Annotated in this window: 17 protein-coding genes; 5 read left to right on the top strand and 12 right to left on the bottom strand. The window is 70.8% G+C overall.

Translation table 11 applies throughout. The features are described 5' to 3' along the window. The first annotated feature begins 25 nt into the window (after positions 1–25). From ACFY36_RS18960 to thrS, 3 genes are all read left to right on the top strand, one after another. The gene (locus ACFY36_RS18960) at positions 26–382 is read left to right on the top strand and encodes a hypothetical protein (RefSeq protein ID WP_499747271.1); all 357 of its coding nucleotides are present in this window, start codon (positions 26–28) and stop codon (positions 380–382) included. A gap of 410 nt (positions 383–792) precedes the next feature. Beyond that, the gene (locus ACFY36_RS18965) at positions 793–1,860 is read left to right on the top strand and encodes a hypothetical protein (protein WP_499747272.1); all 1,068 of its coding nucleotides are present in this window, start codon (positions 793–795) and stop codon (positions 1,858–1,860) included. 379 nt (positions 1,861–2,239) lie between these two features. After that, the gene (thrS, locus tag ACFY36_RS18970) at positions 2,240–4,294 is read left to right on the top strand and encodes a threonine--tRNA ligase (protein ID WP_499747273.1); all 2,055 of its coding nucleotides are present in this window, start codon (positions 2,240–2,242) and stop codon (positions 4,292–4,294) included. Here the strand turns inward: thrS and ACFY36_RS18975 are convergent. Next, positions 4,270–4,518, bottom strand: a complete 249-nt coding sequence (locus ACFY36_RS18975) for an SCO4226 family nickel-binding protein (RefSeq protein WP_498690453.1) — start codon at positions 4,516–4,518, stop codon at positions 4,270–4,272. The genes thrS and ACFY36_RS18975 overlap by 25 nt on opposite strands. An 82-nt stretch (positions 4,519–4,600) precedes the next feature. Here ACFY36_RS18975 and ACFY36_RS18980 point away from each other — a divergent pair, with 82 nt between their 5' ends. Continuing rightward, positions 4,601–7,417 (top strand): ATP-binding protein, encoded by a 2,817-nt coding sequence (locus tag ACFY36_RS18980; protein WP_499747274.1) that lies wholly within the window; start codon positions 4,601–4,603, stop codon positions 7,415–7,417. Between the two features lie 273 nt (positions 7,418–7,690). Here the strand turns inward: ACFY36_RS18980 and gap are convergent, their stop codons facing one another. Further along, entirely contained in the window at positions 7,691–8,692 is a 1,002-nt protein-coding gene (gene gap / locus ACFY36_RS18985) for a type I glyceraldehyde-3-phosphate dehydrogenase (protein ID WP_499747275.1), read from the bottom strand. A 64-nt stretch (positions 8,693–8,756) separates the two neighbouring features. Beyond that, complete coding sequence (locus ACFY36_RS18990; protein WP_499747276.1) at positions 8,757–9,719, bottom strand: GlxA family transcriptional regulator; 963 nt, start codon at positions 9,717–9,719, stop codon at positions 8,757–8,759. 27 nt (positions 9,720–9,746) lie between these two features. Here ACFY36_RS18990 and ACFY36_RS18995 point away from each other — a divergent pair, with 27 nt between their 5' ends. After that, the gene (locus tag ACFY36_RS18995) at positions 9,747–12,278 is read left to right on the top strand and encodes an NACHT domain-containing protein (RefSeq protein ID WP_499747277.1); all 2,532 of its coding nucleotides are present in this window, start codon (positions 9,747–9,749) and stop codon (positions 12,276–12,278) included. 1 nt (position 12,279) lies between these two features. On the opposite strand, the gene ACFY36_RS19000 is transcribed toward ACFY36_RS18995, so the two are convergent. Genes ACFY36_RS19000 through ACFY36_RS19040 form a run of 9 tightly spaced genes read right to left on the bottom strand, consistent with a single transcriptional unit; the run spans position 12,280 to position 21,839 of the window. Next, on the bottom strand, positions 12,280–13,194 hold the full coding sequence (locus ACFY36_RS19000) for a helix-turn-helix domain-containing protein (protein WP_499747278.1): 915 nt from the start codon (positions 13,192–13,194) through the stop codon (positions 12,280–12,282). A gap of 9 nt (positions 13,195–13,203) precedes the next feature. Next, positions 13,204–14,550, bottom strand: coding sequence for a glycoside hydrolase family 1 protein (locus tag ACFY36_RS19005; RefSeq protein WP_499747279.1), 1,347 nt, complete (start codon positions 14,548–14,550; stop codon positions 13,204–13,206). Next, on the bottom strand, positions 14,547–15,710 hold the full coding sequence (locus ACFY36_RS19010; RefSeq protein ID WP_499747280.1) for an alpha/beta hydrolase family protein: 1,164 nt from the start codon (positions 15,708–15,710) through the stop codon (positions 14,547–14,549). Before ACFY36_RS19010 ends, ACFY36_RS19005 begins: the two co-directional genes overlap by 4 nt. A gap of 8 nt (positions 15,711–15,718) precedes the next feature. After that, on the bottom strand, positions 15,719–16,654 hold the full coding sequence (locus ACFY36_RS19015; RefSeq protein WP_499747281.1) for a fumarylacetoacetate hydrolase family protein: 936 nt from the start codon (positions 16,652–16,654) through the stop codon (positions 15,719–15,721). Then, a complete protein-coding gene (locus ACFY36_RS19020) occupies positions 16,651–17,373 on the bottom strand; it encodes an SDR family NAD(P)-dependent oxidoreductase (RefSeq protein WP_499747282.1) in 723 nt (240 codons plus the stop codon). The genes ACFY36_RS19015 and ACFY36_RS19020 overlap by 4 nt, the downstream gene beginning before the upstream one ends. Continuing rightward, a complete protein-coding gene (locus tag ACFY36_RS19025; protein WP_499747283.1) occupies positions 17,373–18,320 on the bottom strand; it encodes a VOC family protein in 948 nt (315 codons plus the stop codon). The genes ACFY36_RS19020 and ACFY36_RS19025 overlap by 1 nt, the downstream gene beginning before the upstream one ends. A gap of 12 nt (positions 18,321–18,332) precedes the next feature. Next, complete coding sequence (locus ACFY36_RS19030) at positions 18,333–19,079, bottom strand: SDR family NAD(P)-dependent oxidoreductase (RefSeq protein ID WP_499747284.1); 747 nt, start codon at positions 19,077–19,079, stop codon at positions 18,333–18,335. Further along, complete coding sequence (locus ACFY36_RS19035; protein WP_499747285.1) at positions 19,076–20,851, bottom strand: aldehyde dehydrogenase family protein; 1,776 nt, start codon at positions 20,849–20,851, stop codon at positions 19,076–19,078. The genes ACFY36_RS19030 and ACFY36_RS19035 overlap by 4 nt, the downstream gene beginning before the upstream one ends. Before the next feature lie 4 nt (positions 20,852–20,855). Further along, positions 20,856–21,839, bottom strand: coding sequence for a fumarylacetoacetate hydrolase family protein (locus tag ACFY36_RS19040; RefSeq protein WP_499747286.1), 984 nt, complete (start codon positions 21,837–21,839; stop codon positions 20,856–20,858). Position 21,840 lies beyond the last annotated feature (1 nt).

Genomic DNA, 21,840 nt, shown 5'->3' on the forward strand with positions numbered 1-21,840 from the left:
ATTCGACGTAATCCCGGGGAGCGGAATGGAATTCGCGCGACGGCGCCGGGTGGAGATCGCTTTCGGCGCGCAGCAGCCGACGTTCACCGCGCCGAGCTCACAGGAGCAGAGCCGGCAGAGGCGGAAACCGGGCCTGTCGGAGGGCTTCGGCCGGGCGGCATTGCTCGAGGCGGGCGAGCGTGTCCATCTCAACGGCCCCGGATTCCCGCGCCCGGAGTTCGTGATGGACACACCCGCCACCACGATGCCGCTGAGCCCGGAACAGATCGGGGAGATCCGCGGCTGGGGCCACGACCGGGCCGTACCGGCCGGCCGCCGGACCGCGAAGACGACAAGCGCGACCGGCCACTGGGGCCGGCGAGTGATGGTGTTCGGGGACTGAGAACGATGACCGACGACAACCGTACCGGCGGCCTCTGGGACCTGGGTTCCCTGGTCAACAACGAGCCCACCGCGGAGACACCCGCGGCCGGTCCGCCCACACCACCACCGCCGCCGTCACCGCAGACGTCCGCTCAGCCGGGTTCTCCGCGGCACCTCTACACCCAGCCGGAACCCGCGAGCGAGTACGCCCGGCCGGAACCCGCGGGTGAGTACGCCCAGCCGGAACCCGCGAATGAGTACGCCCGGCCGGAGTCCGTTGGCGAGCCGCGGCCTCCGGCTCAGCCCTTCGCCCAGCCTTCGGCGCAACTACAGTCATCCACGCAACCACAGCCATCTGCGCAACCACAGTCATCCGCGCAACCACAGCCTCCCACCCAGCCACCGGCCTTCTTCCGGCCGGAGCCTTCGGTGCAGCCGTCGGCCCACGCCGAACCCACGCTGCCCTTCGCGCAGCCGGGACCGTCCACCCTGCCGTACGCCCAAGTGGAGCCCACCCCGCCGTACGTCCAGGCAGAACACACCCCGCCGTACGTGCAGGCAGAACCCACGCCGCCGTACGTCCAGGCGGAGCCCACCCAACCCTTCGGCCAGCCGGGGCCTTTCAGTCCCCCATTCGTTCCCGCGGAGCCTCCTACCGAGCCGCAGCCCTATGCGCAGGCGCAGGCGGCCTGGACGATGCCCGGGGTCGCGGCGGGGACACCGGGGCCGGTTCCCGGACCTCCGCCGCCCCGCCGCGGCGTCAACGGGATGATCGTCGCGCTGGCCGTCGGGGTGTTCCTGCTTCTGGTCACCGGCGGCACGATCGTGGCCCTGCGGTCGGACGACGGCACCGGCGGGACACCGGCCGCCCAGCAACAGCAGGACACCGGGCAGGCCGCGAACGCTGACCCGGGCGTGCCGGTCACGCCGGAGCCGGAGGCCACCTTCACCGACCCGGCGCCGACCGCCGGCGAGCCGGAAACGACCTACGGTGAGGCGGGCCCGGCCGGTGCCCCGCCGGCGGGGGCCGCCCCGGAGGAGACCTCGCCGACCGCGGTGGCGACCACCCCGCTCGGCGCCGGTTCGGAGCAGGCGGCGGTCGCGCAACTGGAGCAGATCTGGCGGGACGACGCGTCGACGATCTCGTTCCAGGGGCAGTACGCCGCCCAGATCGCCACCAAATATCCCGGCATCGTGGACAATTTGCAGACCACGGTCGACGGCTCGCACACGTTCATGGCGAGCGACATCCTGGCTGAGCACCGCGGCCTGCGGGACGCTCACGGCAGCGCCGGCCATCCGGTTGTACTGATCAAGAGCACCGACTACGGCAAACGGCAGAAGATCAACGGCCACTTCCTGTGGGGCACCTTCGCCGTGGGCCACTTCGCCGACGCCGGCGCCGTCCATGCCTGGTGCGAGGCGCAGTTCGCCGAGCTCACCGCGGCCAAGCGAGCCAACCAGTGCGTACCCCGCCGCCTGAACCCGGGCCGATGACCGCGCCCGAGCTCGCCGGGGTCGTGGCCTGAACCCTGGCGGCGCGGCGGCGTGCGGCATGTCACTGTGCGCCCGCCGAGGTCCGTTAAGAGATCCGCCCACGCTCCGCGGCTCAACGACTTCGTTAGGGTGACGGCCGGCCGGCTCTGACGTGCGGCGGCTCGACGTCCGCAAGGGCCACGGGAAAGCCGGGTGGGTGGCCGCGTCGCGACCGCCATCCTGGTGATCGACGCCGCGGCGCTGCTGCTCGGTCAGGGATGAGGCCGTGGATGAGGCCGAGCGTCAACCGGTGGGGTAAAAGGTTGCTGCTTCAACGCGGGAATTTCTGGGCGGATAGCATCGTCAAGGCCTACGCATGCTTTTCGTAAAGGAGATCACCGTGTCCGCACCCCGTACCCCCGCTGTGGCCGACCCTCTCGTCGTCCCGGCCGGGACTACGGCCGCCGACGCGGTGGCCGCAGCCGGCCTGCCGACGAACGGCCCCAAGGCGGTCGTCGTCGTCCGTGACGCGTCCGGCCGCCTGCGCGACCTCGACTGGCAGCCCGAGCTCGACACCGATGTGACCCCGGTCGCGATCGACGAGCCCGACGGGCTGAACGTGCTGCGCCACTCGGCCGCGCACGTGCTCGCCCAGGCCGTGCAGGACATCTTCCCCGAGGCCAAGCTCGGCATCGGCCCGCCGATCGAGAACGGCTTCTACTACGACTTCGACGTGCCGAAGCCGTTCCAGCCCGAGGATCTGCAGAAGCTCGAGAAGCGCATGCAGGAGATCGTCAAGGCTGGGCAGAGCTTCCGCCGCCGGGAGTACAGGTCGCTGGAAGAGGCCAAGGTCGAGCTGGTCGACGAGCCGTACAAGCTGGAACTGGTCGATCTCAAGGGTGACGTCGACGCCGACGAGGTGATGGAGGTCGGCCACGGCGAGCTGACCCATTACGACAACGTCGACAAGGACGGCAAGCGCGTCTGGGGCGACCTGTGCCGCGGCCCGCACCTGCCCACGACCCGGCTGATCCCGGCCTTCAAGCTCATGCGGTCGGCCGCCGCCTACTGGCGCGGCAGTGAGAAGAACCCGCAGCTCCAGCGCATCTACGGCACGGCGTGGCCGTCGCGGGACGAGCTGAAGGCGTACCTCAATCGTCTCGCCGAGGCCGAGCGCCGCGACCACCGCAAGCTCGGCACCGAGCTCGATCTTTTCTCGTTCCCCGACGAGATCGGCAGCGGTCTCGTCGTGTTCCACCCCAAGGGCGGCATCATCAAGCGCGAGATGGAGGACTACGTCCGCGCCCGTCACATCGAGGAGGGCTTCCAGTACGTCTCCTCGCCGCACATCACCAAGGAGGGGCTGTTCCACACCTCCGGGCACCTGCCGTACTACAAGGACACGATGTTCCCCCCGATGGAGCTCGAAGGGGCGAACTACTACCTCAAGGCGATGAACTGCCCGATGCACAACCTGATCTTCAGGTCGCGCGGGCGGTCCTACCGTGAGCTGCCGCTGCGGTTCTTCGAGTTCGGCACGGTCTACCGCTACGAGAAGTCGGGTGTGGTGCACGGCCTGACCCGGGTGCGCGGCCTGACCCAGGACGACTCCCACTCGTACGTGACGGCCGAGCAGGCCCCGGGCGAGATCAAGCACCTGCTGAACTTCGTCCGCTCGCTGCTCGACGACTTCGGCCTGGACGACTACTACCTGGAGCTGTCGACCCGCGACCCGAAGAGCGACAAGTTCATCGGCTCGGACGAGCAGTGGGCGGTCGCGACCAAGGTCCTCGAGGACGTGGCCGCCGAGTCCGGTCTCGAGCTGGTGCTCGACCCGGGCGGCGCCGCCTTCTACGGCCCGAAGATCTCGGTACAGGCCAAGGACGCGATCGGCCGTACGTGGCAGATGTCGACGATCCAGTACGACTTCAACCAGCCGGCCCGTTTCGGTCTGGAGTTCCAGGCGGCCGACGGCACCCGCCAGGAGCCGGTGATGATCCACTCGGCGAAGTTCGGCTCGATCGAGCGCTTCTTCGGCGTACTCGTGGAGCACTACGCGGGCGCGTTCCCGGCCTGGCTGGCGCCCGTGCAGGTGGTCGGCATCCCGATCCGCGACGACCACGCGGCGTACCTGGAAGAGTTTGTTCAGAAGCTGCGCAAGCAGGGCATCCGGGCCGAGGTGGACCACTCGACCGAGCGTATGCAGAAGAAGATCCGCACCGCCCAGCAGCAGAAGATCCCCTTCATGGCGATCGCCGGCGACGACGACGTCAACGGGGGCACGGTCTCCTTCCGCTACCGGGACGGCTCGCAGCGCAACGGCGTCGCCATCGACGACGCCGTCGCTCACGTGGTCGAGATCGTCCGCTCACGGACGAACGTCAGCCCGTCGTTCGCGGCCCCGAGCGAAGCCGATCAGAGCGAGGCCGCTCAGACCTCGGCCGTCAGCTCGTAGACCTCGGTGGTCGGGTGGCCGGCGCGTTCGTGCACGCGCATGACCGCCTCCTTGCTCGGCCCGGTGCTCAGGCAGAACACTTTGCCCGACTCCGGGTCGAGCCAGGCCCGCTCGAAGTGCACGCCCTCGTCCCCCTCGATCTTGAGGTCGGCGTCGTGCGCCTCGCTCAGCTGCTCGGCGGTGACGCCGTGGAATCCGCTGTGTACATCCATGAATTTCGCCATGCCCCCAGATTCGTCGCGGGCGGGCGGTCGGACATCGGTCAGAGCACCTAAGAAGGCTTGGGCGGCGACCTAAAGTCGCGGGGTGACGCTCAGCAGCCCCGTGCTTGTCGGGCGCGACGACCTGATCGCGCTGGCCGACCGGCGACTGGCCGCCGCGACCGGCGAGCTGCTCTTCCTGGCCGGTGAGGCCGGCATCGGCAAGACCCGGCTGCTCGGCGAGATCGTGCGCCGGGCCCGGGAGGCGGGCTACACGGTGCTGGCCGCGGGCGCCTCGCCGGGCGACACCGAGATCGCCGGTGGGCTGCTGGCCGACCTGGGGGCCGAGATGCGCCGCGACCCGGCGACGCGGGCGGCCGGCGAACGTCTCCAGCAGCGCCTGCACGAGCTGGCCGACGGCGACCAGCACCGGCAGCGCCGCCTGCTCGTGGCCGACCTGGCCGACCTGATAGCCGCGCCGCCGCCCGAAAATCCACCCTCCGAAAAGCCGCACCCCGACGGGCCGCACCCCGACGGGCCGTCCGGCGCTGTGCTCGTCGCCTGCGAGGACCTGCACTGGGCCGACGACCTCACGCTCGACGTGATCGGGCGGCTCGGCGCCCGCGCCAAGCAGACGCGGCTGATCGTCGTCGGCACGTACCGCAGCGACGAGCTCTACCCCCGCGTGCCGATGCGGCAGTGGCGCACCCGCCTGCTCACCCAGCGGCTGGCCGAGGAGGTGCGGCTCCCCCGCCTCGGCCCTTCGCAGACCGCCGCCATGGCCGCCGCGATCGCCGGCGCCGAGCTGCCCCGGGCCGTCACCGCGTCGGTGCACGAGCGCAGCGACGGCATTCCCCTGCACATCGAGGAGTTCCTGGCCGTCGAGGGGCCCGATGACGGCGTTCCGGAGACGCTGGCCGATGCCGTGCTCGCGCGGGCCGCGCAGCTGTCGCCGCCGGCGCGGGCGCTGGCCGAGGTGGCCTCCGTGCTGGGCCGGTCCTTCGATCTCGGGCTGCTCACCGCGATCACCGGCGAGGGGACCGACGCGGTCGACAAGGGGCTGCGCGAGCTCACCTCGCTGTTCTTCGTCACCCCGAACGGGGACCGCGACGGGTACGACTTCCGGCACGCGCTGATCCGGGACGCGCTCCACGCCGACATCACCCCGCACCGGCGGCGCGACCTGCACGCCCGGGCCGCCGCCGCGGCCGCGGCGGCCGGTTTCCCCGACGCCTTCCTCAGCGACCAGTACGAACGGGCCGGCCTCACCGGCCAGGCGTTCCGGCACGCCCTCGCCGCCGCGGCCGAGGCGGCGGCCATGTCGGCCCACCGGGAGGCGGCCCGGCTCTACCGGCGGGCGCGGCGCACCTGCCCGTCCACTCTGCCCGCGGGTGAGCGGGCCGATCTCGTCGCCGCGCTGGCCGCGGAGCTGGCCGCGGTCGACGACAACGTGGAGGCGGCGGCCGGCTACGAGGAGGCGTACCGGCTGCGGCTCTCGCTGGGTGACGGTCCCGGAGCGGCGGCGCTGATGCCCGACTGGGTGGCCGTCCGGCATCTGCTCGGCGCCGACCTGGAATCGCGGACCGCGTCGCTGCGGGAGGCGCTGCCGCTGGTGGCGGGCCGGCCGGCCGAGCGCAGCCGGATCCACGCCGCGCTGGCCGCCGCGTACATGCTGGACCGGTGCCTCGACGAGGCGATCGCGGACGGCGAACAGGCGCGGGCCCTCTCATCCGATCACGGCGTGCAGTGCGACCTCGACGCGACGCTCGGCTCGGTGTTCCTGTTCGCCGGGCGGAGGGACGAGGGCGAGGAACTGCTGCGGCGGGCGATCGACCGGGCCGCCGCGCTCGGGATGGAGGCGCAGGCGGCCCGGGCCTACCGGATGCTCGGTTCGAGCATGTCCGTGCTGGTCGACTACGAGCCGGCGGCGGAGGTGCTGACCGCGGGCATCGCCTACGCGGCGCGGGCCGAGCGGGTCAACGACGAGCACTACATGACCGCCCACCTCGCGCACGTGCGCTGGGCCACCGGCTCGTACGGCGAGGCCGCCGGCCTGGCCGAGCGGGTGCTCGCGGACGGCGGCGGCATCACCACGGAGATCACGGTGCGGCACGTGCTGGGCTATGTGGCGCTGGGCCGCGGCGACCTCGACGGGGCCGGGGCGCATCTCGGCGCGGCCGAGCGGCTCGCGTCCGGGATGCGTGAGCTTCAACGGCTGTCGCCGGCCTGGTGGGGGCAGGCCGAGGTGGCGCTCGCCCGCGACGATCCGGCCACGGCCATCGGCCGCTGCGAGCAGGGCTTCGCCGCTTCGGCGCCGGTCACCGACGCTGCTTATCTTTTCCCGTACGTTGTCACGGGCACCCGGGCGCATCTGGCCGCCACCGGGTCGACGGCCGCCCGCGACTGGCTGCGGCGCGCGTCGGAGCCGCTGCGGGAACGCGGCATCCCGGGCACGCTGGGCGCGATCGACCACGCCGAGGGGCTGATCCTGATGCATGAGGGACAGACCGGGAAGGCCCGGGCGGCCCTGGAGGCGGCGGCCGCGTTCTGGTCGGGGCGGGGACGGTTCTGGGAGGGCACGGCCGTGCTGCTCGACCAGGCCCGGTGCGCGACCCGATCGCGCCGTCCGGCGGAGGCTGCGGCTTTCCGCGAGGCCGCTCTGACGGCGTACGCCAAAGCGGGTCTGAAAGGTCTTGACCCCACGCCGAACTCACCGAACTCGCCGCCGGCCCTGCTGTCGGCGCGGGAGATGGAGGTGGCGCGGCTGGTCGCGGAGGGGCGCACGAACCGGGAGATCGCGGTGGCGCTGACCATCGCGCCGAAGACGGCGGCGGCGCACGTCGAGCACATCCGCACGAAGCTCGGGGTCTCGCGGCGGGCCCAGATCGCTACGTGGGTGGCCGGTCGAGTGGCAGCTCCATGAAGAGCATGAGCCGTTCCAGGCCGGACAGGCCGGCCTCGTCCCAGCAGATGCGGAAGCTCCCGCGCGAACTCGTGGTGGTGGGCGGCCCGCGTCGCGTCCATGTCGCCGAACGTCACCCCGTGCTCCACGGCGAGCCGCTCACCACACCACGTCAGATATTCGTCGAGGATCTCCCCGGTGACGGCTTCCGCCTCGTCCGGCGTGCCCCCGAGCCGCTCGATGGTTGCCATCCCCGGGACGCTACGCCGGGGCGGCCCGGCGCACTGTCGCCCGTCAAACCGTCGCGGCCAGCAACTCCAGCGTGTCGATGACGCGGTGGGAGAAGCCCCACTCGTTGTCGTACCAGGCCACGACCTTGATGTTGCGGCCCTCGACGCGGGTCAGGGCCGAGTCGAAGATGGACGACGCCGGGTTGCCGACGATGTCGGAGGAGACCAGGGCGTCCTCGGAGTATTCGAGGACGCCGGCCAGCGGGCCGTTCGCGGCCGCGCGGTAGGCGTCGAGCACCTGCTCGCGGGTCACGTCACGGGCGACGACGGTGTTCAGCTCGACGATCGAGCCGACCGGCACCGGCACGCGGATCGAGTCGCCGGACAGCTTGCCGTCGAGGTTGGGCAGGACCTTGCCGATGGCCTTGGCGGCGCCGGTCGTGGTGGGCACGATGTTGACGGCGGCCGCCCGCGCCCGCCGGGCGTCCCGGTGCGGGCCGTCCTGCAGGTTCTGCTCCTGGGTGTACGCGTGGACGGTCGTCATGAAGCCGTGCTCGATGCCGGCCAGCTCGTCGAGGACGTGGGCGAGCGGGGCCAGCGCGTTGGTCGTACAGGAGGCGTTGGAAATGATCGTGTGGGCCGCCGGGTCGTAGGCGTCACTGTTGACCCCGACGGCGATCGTCACGTCGGCGCCGTCCGAGGGCGCGCCGACCAGCACCTTCTTCGCGCCGGCGGCGAGGTGGGCCTTGGCCGCCTCGGCCGAGGTGAAGCGCCCGGTCGCCTCCAGCACGATGTCCACGCCGAGTTCTTTCCAGGGCAGATCGGCCGGTACGCGCTCGGCCAGCACCTTGATGCGCCGTCCGTCCACGACGATGGTGTCCCCCTCGACGCTCACCGGGCGGCCCAGGCGGCCCGACGTGCTGTCGAAGGCGAGCAGCCGGGCCAGCGCCGCCGGTTCGGCGAGGTCGTTCACGGCGACGATCTCGAGCTTGCTGTCCCGTTCGAGCAGGGCGCGCAGCACGTTGCGCCCGATGCGGCCGAAACCGTTGATCGCGATGCGTGTCATGCCCTCAAGACTGTTCGCTTCCGGGAAAACGTGACAGCGGCGCGAGCGCCATGGTCCGCAAGGATCACGCCAACTCCCCCTGGGCGAAGGTGTGCCGATATTCGCTCGGTGTCGTGCCCAGGATCTGCCGGAAGTGCAGCCGCAGGTTCGCGCCCGTGCCGAGCCCGACGTCGGCCGCGATCTGCTCGACGCCGCGCTCGGAGCGTTCCAGCAGTTCGCGTGCCACGTCGATGCGGGCGCGCATCACCCACTGCATGGGGGTGTAGCCGGTGTCCTCGACGAAGCGCCGCGAGAACGTCCGCGCCGAGACCCGCGCGTGCCGCGCCATGATCTCCAACGTCAACGGCTTGTCCAGGCGGTGCAGCACCCATTCCCGCGTCGCCGCGAAGCGCTCGCCGAGCGGCTCGGGCACGCTGCGCGGCACGTACTGCGCCTGGCCGCCGCTGCGGTACGGCGCCGCCACCAGCCGCCGCGCCGCGTGATTCGATGCGGAAACGCCCATTTCGCCCCGCAGAATGTGCAGGCAGAGGTCGATTCCGGACGCGGCGCCGGCCGACGTCAGGACGCTGCCCTCATCCACGAACAGCACGTTCTCGTCGACGCGCACCCGCGGATATTTCGCCGCCAGCTGCCGCGTGTAATGCCAGTGCGTGGTGGCCCTTTTGCCATCGAGCAGCCCCGTGGCCGCCAGCGCGAACGCGCCCGTGGAGATCGCCGCCAACCGCGTCCCGCCGGCGTGCGCGTGCTGGAGCGCCGCCACCACCGCCGCCGGCGGATCCTCCTGATCCGGTCGCCGATATCCGGGGATGAATGCGATATCCGCCCATTCGAGCGCGTCGAGCCCGTCCGCCACGTGATACGACAGCCCGTCCCCACCGGTGACCAGCCCCGGCCTGGCCCCGCAGACCTTCACCTCGTACGGCATGCTGGCCCGGGTCGTGAACACCTGAGCCGGAATCCCGACGTCAAGAGGTTTCGCCCCTTCGAGCACGAGCACGGCAACACGGTTCAGGCGGGTGGCGGCCACGCATGAAAGCTAACTACGGTCCTGCGCATGGCCAAAGCCAACCCGCTGAGCTATGAGGGCGCCCTCACTCTGCTCGGCCCGGAGTCGCCGGCCGCCGAGGCCCTGGAGTCGGGTTTTCTGCTGGGAGCGGTCGTCTTCCCACCGGCGTACGACCCGGATCCTCTTCTCGAGCCTTCTGCCGTACGCCTGCGTAACGCCCACGGCCGTGAAAGGTACGAGCTGATCGCCGCCGCCCACACGGCGATCACCGTCGCGAGCCTGTTCGGCGCCCTCCGAGAGACGCTCGGCCCGATCTACGCGTCGATCGAGGCCGCCGACGAGGAGAAGGTACGCCTGGCCCGCTCCCCCGGCGAGATCATGTCGCAGGCGGCCTGGATCGACCAGCTCGCCGGGACCGATCTGCCGCTGCCCTCGCCGGTGGCCGGCTTCGAGCACAACCTCGACAACGTCCTCGCCCCGCTGATGGCCGACCTCGCGAACGGGGCGCTCGCCTTCTTCGAAGGCCTGCGGGCGTGGCCGCCGACCCCGCCGGACGTCGTCGCCCTCATCGTCGGCCGGTGGCGGCAGCACTACCGCCGCGCCTACCTGCGCCTCGGCGTCGACCTGCCGGAATTCCTCGTCTGGGCGTCATTCGACCGGCGCCCCGCAGCCCGTGAGGAACTGAGAAGAGCCGATGCACGCCTCGTTGAGATCCTCGACCGGGCCTCCGAGGCGATGGGCCAACTCCACGACATCCTCGCGGCCGGCACCGGAACGGCGAGACCAAGGCGGGGAACGATCCGCGCGAACCTCGCTCGCGCGGCTGCGGCTGTGCTCGACCAGCCCTTGCTGCGGTCGTCGAAGCCGCCGGGCGGATTGTCGTTGCCGACCGTGGCAGAAGGCTTTGTGACGCCGCGTTTCCGCAGTGCGGTCGCCTCCGCCGAGTCGTCGCCGCAGATGTCGGAGGAGCATTGGTGGACCGCATATTCGATCCGCGACGACCTCGACCTGTTCCTCGCCGCCTACCTGGATCACCCGGACGCCGCCCGGCGCCCGCTGGTGGTGCTGGGACACCCAGGCGCGGGGAAGTCGCTGCTCACCGAGATCCTCGCGGCTCGGCTGCCGAGCGAGCGCTACGCCGTCATCCCCGTACAGCTGCGGCGGGTCAACGCGGACGACCGCCTCCTCGACCAGGTGGAGACCGCACTCCGTGACATCCTCCACGAGCAGGTGTCCTGGGGGCAGTTGGCCGAGGAGTGCGCCGGGGCGACCCGGGTGGTGCTGCTCGACGGCTTCGACGAACTGGTGCAGGCGACCGGCACGACGCAGTCCAGTTACCTGACCGAGATCGCCCGGTTTCAGGCCGAGGAGCTGGCGCTGAGTCGCTCAGTCACGGTGATCGTCACCTCGCGCACGATCGTCGTTGACCGGGCTCGGGTCCCCGAGGGTTCTCTGGTGATCAAATTGGAGGAGTTCTCGGACACGCAGATCGAGCAGTGGACCACCGCTTGGAACAAGGCGAACGCCCGAACGCCGTCCTTCCGCGCCCTGCAGGCCCAGGAGATAGCACGGCACGGCGAGATCGCACGGCAGCCGCTGCTGCTCACCCTGCTCGGCATCTACCACGCCGACCCCCACGCGGCGCGCCTGTCCGATCGTGCCCTCTCCAGCGCGACGCTCTACCGCACGCTGCTCGACAATTTCATCCACCGGCAGGTCGCCGACAAGCCCGACCGGCCACCGGGCGACGACGAGTTGCCGCGCCTGCTCGGCGATCTGCGATGGCGGCTGAGCATCGCCGCGTTCGGCATGTTCAACCGGGGACGCCAGCATGTCAGCGACCGTGACCTGGAACGCGACATGGAGGTGTTCCTCGGCCACCGCGAGCACGAGGTCCGCGATTTCGGGTCACCGTCCGGGCGCGCGCGCCAGACTGTGGCCGGATTCTTCTTCGTGCACGTCTCCCGCGTCGACGAGCACACCGCCGACCCGAGGCGGACGTACGAGTTCCTGCACGCTACGTTCGGCGAGTTCCTCATCGCCGAGCGCGCTCTGCTGCTGCTCGACAGCTACGCCCGCGGCTACGCCGCTCACCGGTCGGATCCGTCGTTTCCCGACGCGCCCGACGACAGCCTGCTGCGAGCCTTGCTGTCCTATCAGCCGCTGACGCTGCGCCGCCCGATCGTCGACTTCGCCGCCGGCCTGGTGTCACGCTTCCCCGAGCCCCGGCGCAAGGAGATGCTCACCGCGGCCGTCGCGCTCCTGACGCGGGCGCGCGTCCGGGCGTTCGGCCGGTACGAGAGGTACGCGCCGACGCCGCCGGACGTCGTGGCGGCCTGTGCCGCCTACACGGCCAACCTGGTCGTGCTGGCGCTCCTGCTGACGGGCGGCGAAATCGCGGTCGCCGCACTTCAACCCCGGGGCGCGGAGACCGGCGGCTGGTGGACCCGAGCGAACTTGCTTTGGGGCGCGGGATTGGACGAGCAGGCCTTCGACAGCTTGGGCACCGCGTTGACGGTGCTCTCAGCGCCGGGGCATCCGGAGGAAGTGGAGCGCTTGCGCCTGCTCGTACGGTTCTGAGTCACTGCCACAGCCACGGCCGCGGCTCATCGCCCGCCGCATAGACCTCTGCGACGCGATGGAGCAGCTGACCGGTTCGATCAGCGTCAAGAGAGACGGCCCTGAGACCGTCGAAGTGGTCGGCCAATCCCGTGGCCAGGACGCCGCCCTCCCAAAGCCAGTCACCGTTGAGCAGGTCGGTGTAGACGAGGTGCCCGATCATCTCGTCGGACACCACCACGAACCCGTGTTTGCGGACGACCCGGCTCTCGATCGGCAACACCCTCAGCTCGACCTGCGGCCGTCGGGCCGCCTCGGCCAGCCGGCGCACCTGCTCGGCCATCACCTCCGGCGCGCCGACCCGGCGGTAGAGGACGGCCTCGTCGATCACCACCTGGAACTCGGGTGGGTCGGAACGTTCCCAGAACCACCGCTGCCGCTGCAACAGCAGATCCAACGGCACAGGAACGGGGCGGCCGGCTTCGGGATTCCAGATCGTCTGCTCGTACTCCGGATCAACGTGCATACCGAGCAAGGCCACTTCGGCGTAAGACTCGGTCTGCAACAGGTCCGGCATCAGCTCACAGGCGTACTGCCCGATCCGGTCGGCCTCCATCTCCAAGCCCAAGAGGGTCGCCAACGCTTCGGAAAGTTGATTGCGCCTGCCGTGCCACCACCCCCGCTGGTGTGCGCTGTCGGCCCGCTTCTCGAGCTCCCGGATCACCGCGCTGCCGAGGCCAAGCGCCTTCGCCAGCGCTCGGAGGTCATCCCCGCTGATCCCGACGCCACCATTCTCGATGCGCGCCACCTTCGAAACCGACCAGCTGAGCACCTGGGCGAGCTCGGCCTGTGACAGCTCGACTGCCTCGCGCGCACGCCGGAGGTCGGCGCGGAGCAGGCGGTCGGCCCGGATCGGGCCGAGCTTCGGCGTCTCCACAGCCGAAGCCTAAGCGTTCACCGGGCCCTTCGGATTCGCCCGCGCGACTGATCCCAGCCACTCCAGGCTGGGCTTCGGCCTGCGGTCGAAGGTGTCGCGATCAACTTCGATGAGGCCGAATCGCGGCTTGTAGCCTTCGAACCACTCGAAGTTGTCCAGCAGGCTCCAATGCAAGTAGGCGCGAACGTCGACGCCGTCGGCCATCGCGGCGGCCAAACCCGTGAGGGCGTCCCGGGTGTACGCGATGCGGCGCGGATCGTCCGTCGTTGCCAGGCCGTTCTCGGTTACCAGGATCGGGGTGTTGTCGCCCAGCGCCCACGCTCGGCGGACCATCTCACCCAAGGCCGCAGGGTAATACTCCCAACCGTTCATCGTCGACTCGGCGCCGGGCGGGGTGGGCAGGGCGCCGCCCTTGCCGAGCCAGATGCGGGAGTACGCCTGGACGCCGACGAAGTCGTCGTCTCGCGCCGCCTCGAACCAGGCGTCCTGTGCGTCCTGCCGCAGCTTCCGGGCCTCATCGTCGGCCTCGGAGGTCTCCTGCAGGTTGAACGAGGCGATGGTGAAACCGGAACGGACGCCCGACACCGAACGCAGAACCTCACGCGCGCGGCGGTGGGCGGCCAGCAAAGCCTCAGCCAACTCCGGATCGGGGGCCGGCGGGAAGGCCATCGAGCCGTCGTGGCGCATGTTGACGATGACCGAGGTCAGGTTGGGCTCGTTCAAAGTGCAGACCCACGGTACGCCCTCGCGAACGACCGGCAGCGACTTATCCACAAAGCGTTCGAAGCGGCCGAGGTTATCCACAGATCGCCAACTGCCGCTTTCCTCGAACCATCGCGGCACGGTGAAATGGTTCAGCGTCACGACCGGGGTGACGCCCCGCGAGAGACACTCGTCGACCATGCGCCGGTAATGGTCGAGGGCGGCTCTCGAGAACTGTCCGGGGGCCGGCTCGATGCGGCTCCACTCCAGGCTGAAGCGATAGGCGTTCAGGCCCGCACCCGAGAGGAGAGAGATGTCCTCGCCGTAACGGTGGTAGCTGTCGCAGGCGTCACCGCTGGGCTGGAGGCCGAGCGCGTGCTCACGCGCCCACCAGTCGTTGTTGACATTGCCACCCTCGACCTGGTGCGACGCCGTGGAGGCGCCCCAGAGAAAGGGAGTCCCATGTTTGGCACCAGATACTTTCATCCTTGATCCAATCGGCTGATTGATCCTTGGGTGACCGTTGAAGGCGGATCGGCCCCCGTTGTCGGCACCGCCCGCGCGAAGTCGTGCACGCCGAAACGGGCGCGGCTGATCGCTTGGTGCCGCCTGATCGCCGATGCCGGAGGCTGGGCGGGCCGTGCGTTGGTTCATGGGCGGGCGTCGAGCCAGGCGAGCGTGTCCTCGATCCAGTCGGCAGTAAAGGCGCCCACGTGCGGGAGGTGGTCGAGGCCGATGTGCTCGGTGGCACCCTCGTCCGGGGTGAAGACGCGCAGTTCGCGGCGAGGACTGTTCACGGCCTGGTCGTAGGACTGGTAGGCGTCGGCCACCGGGATCTGGCGGTCGTTCTCGCCGTGGGTGATCAGGAAGGGGCAGGTGATCTGGTCGACGACGCCTTCGAGGGTCACGGCGGCGGCGTCCTGGATGAACGTGTCGATGTCGGGGGCGCCCCACACCCAGAGGACGTGCTCCCAGTAGTGCGGCACCGGGTTCTCGCCCTCCCGTTCGCGGCGGCGCTTCTGGATCTGGCCCCAGTTGTGGTTGGCGCCCCAGGCCACGGCGAGCGCGAGCCTCTTCTCGAAGGCGGCCGCCCGCGGGACGTAGAAGCCGCCCAGCGACCATCCGACCAGGCCGATCCGGTCGGCGCGGACGTCGGGCCGGCTTTCCAGGTAGGAGACACACGCGGCGGCCCAGTCCTCAGTCGTGACGCGGGAGGTCAAGCCTTCGAGGCGGAGCGCCTCGCCGCTTCCGGGGCAGTCGACCATCAGGGTGGAGATGCCCCGGGCGGCCATCTCGGCCGGCCAGCCCGAGGTGTACATGTGCTCCTTCGTGGAGTCCAGGCCGTTCCACATGATCATGGTGGGGGTGGGTGCGCCGTCGCGGGAGGCGTTCGTGAAGTACGCCGGCAGGTGTGTGCCCTCGAACGGGACGCGCACGCGGGTGGTGGCCGGGTCGACCAGGTCGAAGCTCTTCTGCATCAGGTACAGGCAGTGCTGATAGACGGCCTTGCGGCCGGGGGCGGAGGCGCTCTGCATCCGTTCGGCTTGGCAGAGGTACGCCGCGGCGCGCAGATATTTCTGCCCGGCCGTACGGAGGTGGCCGTCCTTCTCCGCGTCGGCCGCCTGGCCTTCGAGCTGGTCGGCCACGCGCTGCCAGGAGGCCATGAACTCGCGGGTGCCGACGTCGGAGCCCTGCGCGGCCAGGTCGCGGATCGGGCGGCAGGCCCGGTCCACCTCGTCGATCATGCCGCCGCTGTTGAGGGTCGCGGCCACGCCGAGGTTCCAGATGTAGTTGCCCGGGAAGTACTCGAACATGCGACGCCCTACTTTCTGAACGGGGTGAGAGGCGGAGCGGGGTGGCCTTCGGCCACGGTGGTGGTCAGGGTGCCGAGCCCGTCGACGGTGATGGCGACGACGTCGCCGGGCTGCAGCGGCGGCGGGTTCTGTTTGCCGGCGCGGCCCCACAGTTCGGCCAGGCAGCCGCCACCGCCGGTCGTGCCCGAGGCGAGCATGTCGCCGGCGGCGACCACGGAGTCGCGTGAGGCGTAGGCGATCATCGTGGGGAAGGTCCAGCCCATCGAGGTGAGGCGGTCGTGGCCTACGCCGGCGCCGTTGACCGACACGGTGCAGGCGAGGTCGAGAAAGCCGTCGGGGTCGTGCCGCGTGGCGAACTCGTCGGCGGTGACCAGCCATGGGCCGATCGACGTGCAGAAGTCCTTGCCCTTGGCCGGGCCGAGGCCGACCCGCATCTCGCGGCTCTGGAGGTCGCGGGCCGACCAGTCGTTGAAGATCGTGTACCCGAAGATCGTGGTGGCGGCGTCGGTCTCGGACAGGGACGTGCCGCCGGAGCCGAGCACGCAGGCGACCTCCAGTTCGAAGTCGAGCGCGTCGCAGCCCCAGGGCCGGCGCACCGGCGCGGACGGGCCGGCCAGGGTGTGCGGGTTGGTGAAGTAGAACGTCGGCGCGTCGTACCAGGCGTCGGGAACGCCGGAGGCGCCGTCGACGCTGCGGCGCACACCCTCGACATGAGACTCGAAGGTCACGAAGTCGCGTACGCAGGTGGGCCGCACCGGAGCGAGAAAGGTGACCTCGGAGTCGATCGGCGCCGACAGCAGCGCTTCCGCGCCGATCTCGAGCGCCCGCGACAGACCGAGCGCCACAAGTTGATCAACGGAAAGGGAGGTCGGGTGCAGGGAGCCCGACGGGGATACGACAACGCCGAGGGTTCGGGTGCCCGCGCGGACGGTGGCGAACTTCATGAAGGGCTCCCGATCGCGTCGGCTATTCGCTTGTGGGAGACGTGGGCGGTCATGCCTCCGTCGACGACCAGTTCGGCGCCGGTCATGTAGGACGACGCCTCGGACATCAGGAAGACCATCAGCGGGGCTATGTCGCCGACCGTTCCGGTGCGGGCCAATGGGATCTCGGCGATCGCGGCCTCGCGGAAGGCCGGCGAGGCCGATTCCATCAGCGGGGTCTCGATCAGGCCGGGCAGGACCGCGTTGACGCGGATGCCGCGGGCGCCCAGCTCCAGCGACGCCGTCCGGGTCAGGCCTCTCAAAGCCCATTTGCTTGCGGTGTACGCGGCGGCGACGTGCCCACTCAGAGCGGCCACCGAGCAGACGTTCACGATCGACGCGCCGGCCGGCATGTGCGGGACCAGGGCCTGTATGCCCAGCAGGGGGCCGGTCACGTTGATGGCGAACGTCCGCTCCCACGCGTCCAGCGGCACGTCGGGCAGGCGGTCGCGGCCGGCCACGCCGGCGTTGTTGATCAGGCCGTGGACCACGGGCAGGGACGACGCGAGTCCACGCCAGCCTTCCTCGTCGCGTACGTCCAAGGGAATGCAGTCGGCCGCCGGCATGACGTCCACAGCGACCACCGACGCTCCCGCCTCGGTGAGGGCCGACGCCGTGGCCGCGCCCTGACCGCGGGCGGCGCCGGTGACCACGATGGTCTTCCCGTCCAACACTCCCATCAGACCGGGGGCGCGACGAAGACGCCGCGGTCCTTGTCGTTGAAGGACTCCTTGGCGATCAGCTCGCTCATCGGGTCGGCCGTGCCCCACTGGTCCTGGGTCATCGGGTCGGCGATGTCGTAGACGCTCGGATGCCACTGGTCGGTTTCGAGGCGTTCGAGCTCGGTCGTGTATTCCATGGTGTTGCCGCTCGGGTCGATGAAGTACGAGAACGTGTTGTTGCCGGCCTTGTGGCGGCCCGGGCCCCACACCTTCTTGATGCCGGCCCGCATGACCCGGCCCGTGCCCCGCATGTATTCGTCGAGGCCGCGCATCTCGAACGACACGTGGTGCACCGACGTGTGCGGGCCCTGGGCCAGGGCGAGGCTGTGGTGCCAGTCGTTGCACCGCATGAAGTGCATCATCTCGCCCATGTGCTGGCTCCACAGGCTGTCGGTGAGCTTGAAGCCGAGGTACGTCTCGTAGAACTCCCGCGTCCGGTTGATGTCGTTGGAGTTCATGACCGCGTGTGAGATGCGTACGGGAATCGCTTCTCCTTCTTCGATCGCCCGGTGTTGCCGTGTTTCCACGCCGCTGGAGATCTCGATGGTGCGGCCGTCGACGTCGAAGAAGCGGAAACCGTAGCCGCCGCCCGCCGTCTGCAGCGTGCCGGGCTGGCTGACGAGCTGGATCCCCTGCGACGCGAGCCGCTGGGCGAGGGCGTCGACGTCGGCGCCGGAGGCGGCGCCGAACGCGATCAGGTCGAGGCGCTTCTCCTGGGCGCGGCGCAGGCGCACGACGTACTGCTCGGGTGAGCCCTCGGTGGCCAGGTAGGACAGGCCGCTGTCGGTGCCGACCTCGGTGAGTCCCCAGGTGTCCTTGTAGAAGGTGCGCTGGGTGTCGTAGTCGGGCACGGCCAGGTCGACGTGCCGCAGGTGGGTGATGCCGAACTCGTTCTGCTGGGACATGGGAGTGACTCCTTAACCGAGGGTGGAACCGCCGCCGTCCACGACGAGGTTGGCGCCGCTGATCCACGACGACTCGTCCGAGGCGAGGAAGACCGCGGCGTTGACGACGTCGTCGACGTGGCCGTGGCGGCCGAGGGGGATGCGGTCGAGCACGACCTGCTTGAACCGCGCGGGCGGATCGGCCAGCATCGGCGCGGTGTTGGGGGTGAGGATGAGGCCGGGGCTGATCGCGTTGGCGCGGATGCCGTGCGGGCCACCCTCGACGACCAGTTGCAGGGTCAGCGCGAGCACGCCGCCCTTGGCCGCGCTGTGCGCGTTCTGCGCCATGAACTCGACGCCGCGCATCGCCGCGATCGAGCCGACGTTGATGATCGAGCCGCCGCCGTGCTGTTTCAGGAACGGCCACGCCGCTCGCACGGTGTAGTAGACGAGGCTGAGCTCGTTGCGCATGGTGAAGTCCCAGTCGTCGACGCCGAGTTCGTCGAGGGCTCCGAACCGCTGCGCGGAGGCGTTGTTGTAGAGCACGTCGATGCCACCGAAGTGCTCGACCGCGCTCTGCACCCAGGCCGCCGCCTGCGAAGGGTCGGAGAGGTCGACCCCGCCGGTCACGAACATTTCCGCCGTACGCCTGGTCGCGACGGCGGTGAGGTCGCAGCCGGCCACCCGGGCGCCCTCGGCCGCGAACCGGCGCGCGGCGGCCGCGCCGATGCCGCCGCCCACTCCGGTGATCAGCGCGATCTTCCCGTTCAGCCTGCTCACCGCACGGCCCTCCGGTCGAGCAGCTCGATCAGGTTGCCCTCGGGGTCGGCGACGAACGCCATCCGGATGCCGGGCTCGGGTGACTGCCGCGGCGCGAGGCGGTCGGTGGCGCCGGCTTTCAGGAGTTGGGTGTACGTCTCGTCGACGTCGGCGACGTCCAGCGCGAGGTGCCCGAAGCCGCGTGTCAGTGCCGCTTCGACCGGGTCGCCGGCCTGGAGCCCGCCGGTGTTGCCGGCGCGGTGCAGCAACTCGATCCGGTGGCCGTCGCCGCGCAGCATCACCCCACGGAAGTCCACGTCGGGTAACGCGAACTCGAACTCGGTGCGCAACCCCAGCGTGTCGCAGTACCAGCCGGTCATGGCGTCGAGGTCACCGACTGTGAGGCCGACATGGTCGAGTTTCGGCGGGTGCCCGTTGTGCCCGCCGGGCCCGAGGTAGACCGTGCGGACGTTGGTGAACTCCCGCGTCCCCTCGGCCGACAGCTCGCGCCCGTAGCCGCTGCGCCCCACCCCGCCGAACGGCAGCCGCGGATCGGAGGCGACGATCGCGTTGACGAACAGCGCGCCCGACCGGATCCGCCGTCCCACCGCGAGGCCGCGGTCGGACCGGCTCCACACCGCCGCGCCGAGCCCGAACGCCGTGTCGCCGGCCAGGGCGATCGCGTGCTCGTCGTCGCGGGCCCGGACGACCACGGCCACCGGCCCGAAGGTCTCCTCGGCGAACGCGGCCATGCCCGGCTCGACGTGGTCGAGCACGGTCGGCGGATAGAAGTAGCCGGGTCCGCCGGCCGGTTTCCCTCCGGTCAGCAGCACCGCCCCTTGGCCGAGGGTGCGCGTCACCTGGCTGTGCAGGGCGTCCCGCAGGTCGGACCGGGCCATCGGCCCCAGCGGCGGCAGCGCCGCGACCTCGTCGAGCAGCAGCTGTACGAACTCGTCGGCCACCGCCGCGGCCACGATGAACCGTTTGGCGGCGATGCAGCTCTGCCCGGCGTTGCCGAAACGGGACCGGGCCGCCGCGGTCGCCGCCGCCGGCAGGTCGGCGTCGTCGAGCACCACGAACGGGTCGGAGCCGCCCAGTTCCAGCACCGACTTCTTCAGCGCGGCCCCGGCCGCCGCCGCCACCGCGCTTCCGGCCCGCTCGCTGCCGGTCAGGGTGACCGCGGCGATCCGGTCGTCGGCCACGATCCGCGCGGTCAGCGACGGCACGTCCGCCTCGGCGATCACGAGCGAGCGGAACAGCCCGTCGGGCGCGCCCGCGTCGGCGAACAGCTCCTGCAGGGCCAGCGCGCACCCGGTCACGTTCGGGGCGTGCTTGAGCACGGCCGCGTTGCCCGCGGCCAGGGCCGCGCAGGCGAAGCGCAGCACCTGCCAGAACGGGTAGTTCCAGGGCATCACGGCGAAGACCACGCCGAGCGGCTCGTAGCTGAGCCAGCTCCGGGCGGCCCCGCTGACCACGTCGTGGTCGGCCAGCCACTCGGGCGCCCGGGAGGCGACGACCTGGCAGTTGAGGGCGCACTTGTCGATCTCGGCCAGCGACTCGGCGAGCGGTTTGCCCATCTCGGCCGTGATGAGCTCGGCATAGCGGGTGCGGCGGTCGGTGAGCAGCTTGCCGACCGAGCGCAGCAGGAACAGGCGCCGCACCAGCGGCGTGGACGCCCAGAGCGCCGCCGCCTCGGCCGCGCACGAGAGGGCGTCGTCGATCCGGTACCAGTCGTCGGCCGGATAGGACGCGAGCGGCTGCCCGGTCGCCGGGTCGACGGTCACCACGGCCATCGCGTCACACCCCCTCGGGCACGCGCCGGCGGGCCGGGACGATCGACGGCACCTGCTCGGTGCCGGCGACGACCCGGTTGCGGATCGTCCCGACCCGCTCGACCGACATCTCGACGACGTCGCCCACCTCCAGCGGCGGCGGGGTCAGCAGCCCGCTGCGGCCCCACGACTCGGCCAGCGCGCCGCCGCCGCAGGTGCCCGAGGCCAGGACCTCGCCCGCTTTGACCCAGGAGGCCCGGGACGCGTACGACACGAGATGCTCGAACGACCAGCCCATGTGCGCGGAGCGGTCGCGGCCGACCCGTACGTCATTGACCTTGACCGTCATCTCGAGGTCGAGGAAGCCGTCGGCGTCGCGGCAGTCGTCCAGCTCGTCGGCGGTGACCACCCACGGGCCGATCGTGGTCGCGAAGTCCTTGCCCTTGGACGGGCCCAGGCCGAGCTTCATCTCGCGGCCCTGCACGTCGCGGGCCGACCAGTCGTTCATCACCAGATAGCCGCCGATCGCCGCGCGGGCCTGCTCCGGCGTCACGTTGCGGACGTCGTGGCAGATCACCGCGGCCAGCTCCAGCTCGAAGTCGAGCCGGTCGGTGTCGGGCGGCATGGCCACGTCGTCGTACGGGCCGGTGACCGCGTGCGGCGCCATGAACAGGAACGACGGCGCGGCGTACCACTCGTCGGGCACCTTCGGCGCACCCTGCATGCCCTTGCCGACGCCCTCGACGTGCGACTCGAAGGTCAGGAAGTCCCGCATCGCGACCGGGTAGACCGGCGGCAGCAGCACGACGTCGTCCGGGCCGAGCCCGTCGGAGCGGGCGGCCGCGTCGGCCGCCGCCTCCCGCTCGGCCGGGTCGGCCGCGAGCAGCGCGATCAGGTCGGTGCCGTCCGGGAAGGCGTGCAGCCACCAGGCCGAGCGGTCGCCCACGACCAGCCCGGTACGGCGGGTGCCGGCCGGGTCGGCCGTCCGGCGGAAGGCGGCGAGCTGCATT

This window comes from Actinoplanes sp. NPDC000266 (genome assembly GCF_042899005.1).
Taxonomy (GTDB): domain Bacteria; phylum Actinomycetota; class Actinomycetes; order Mycobacteriales; family Micromonosporaceae; genus Actinoplanes.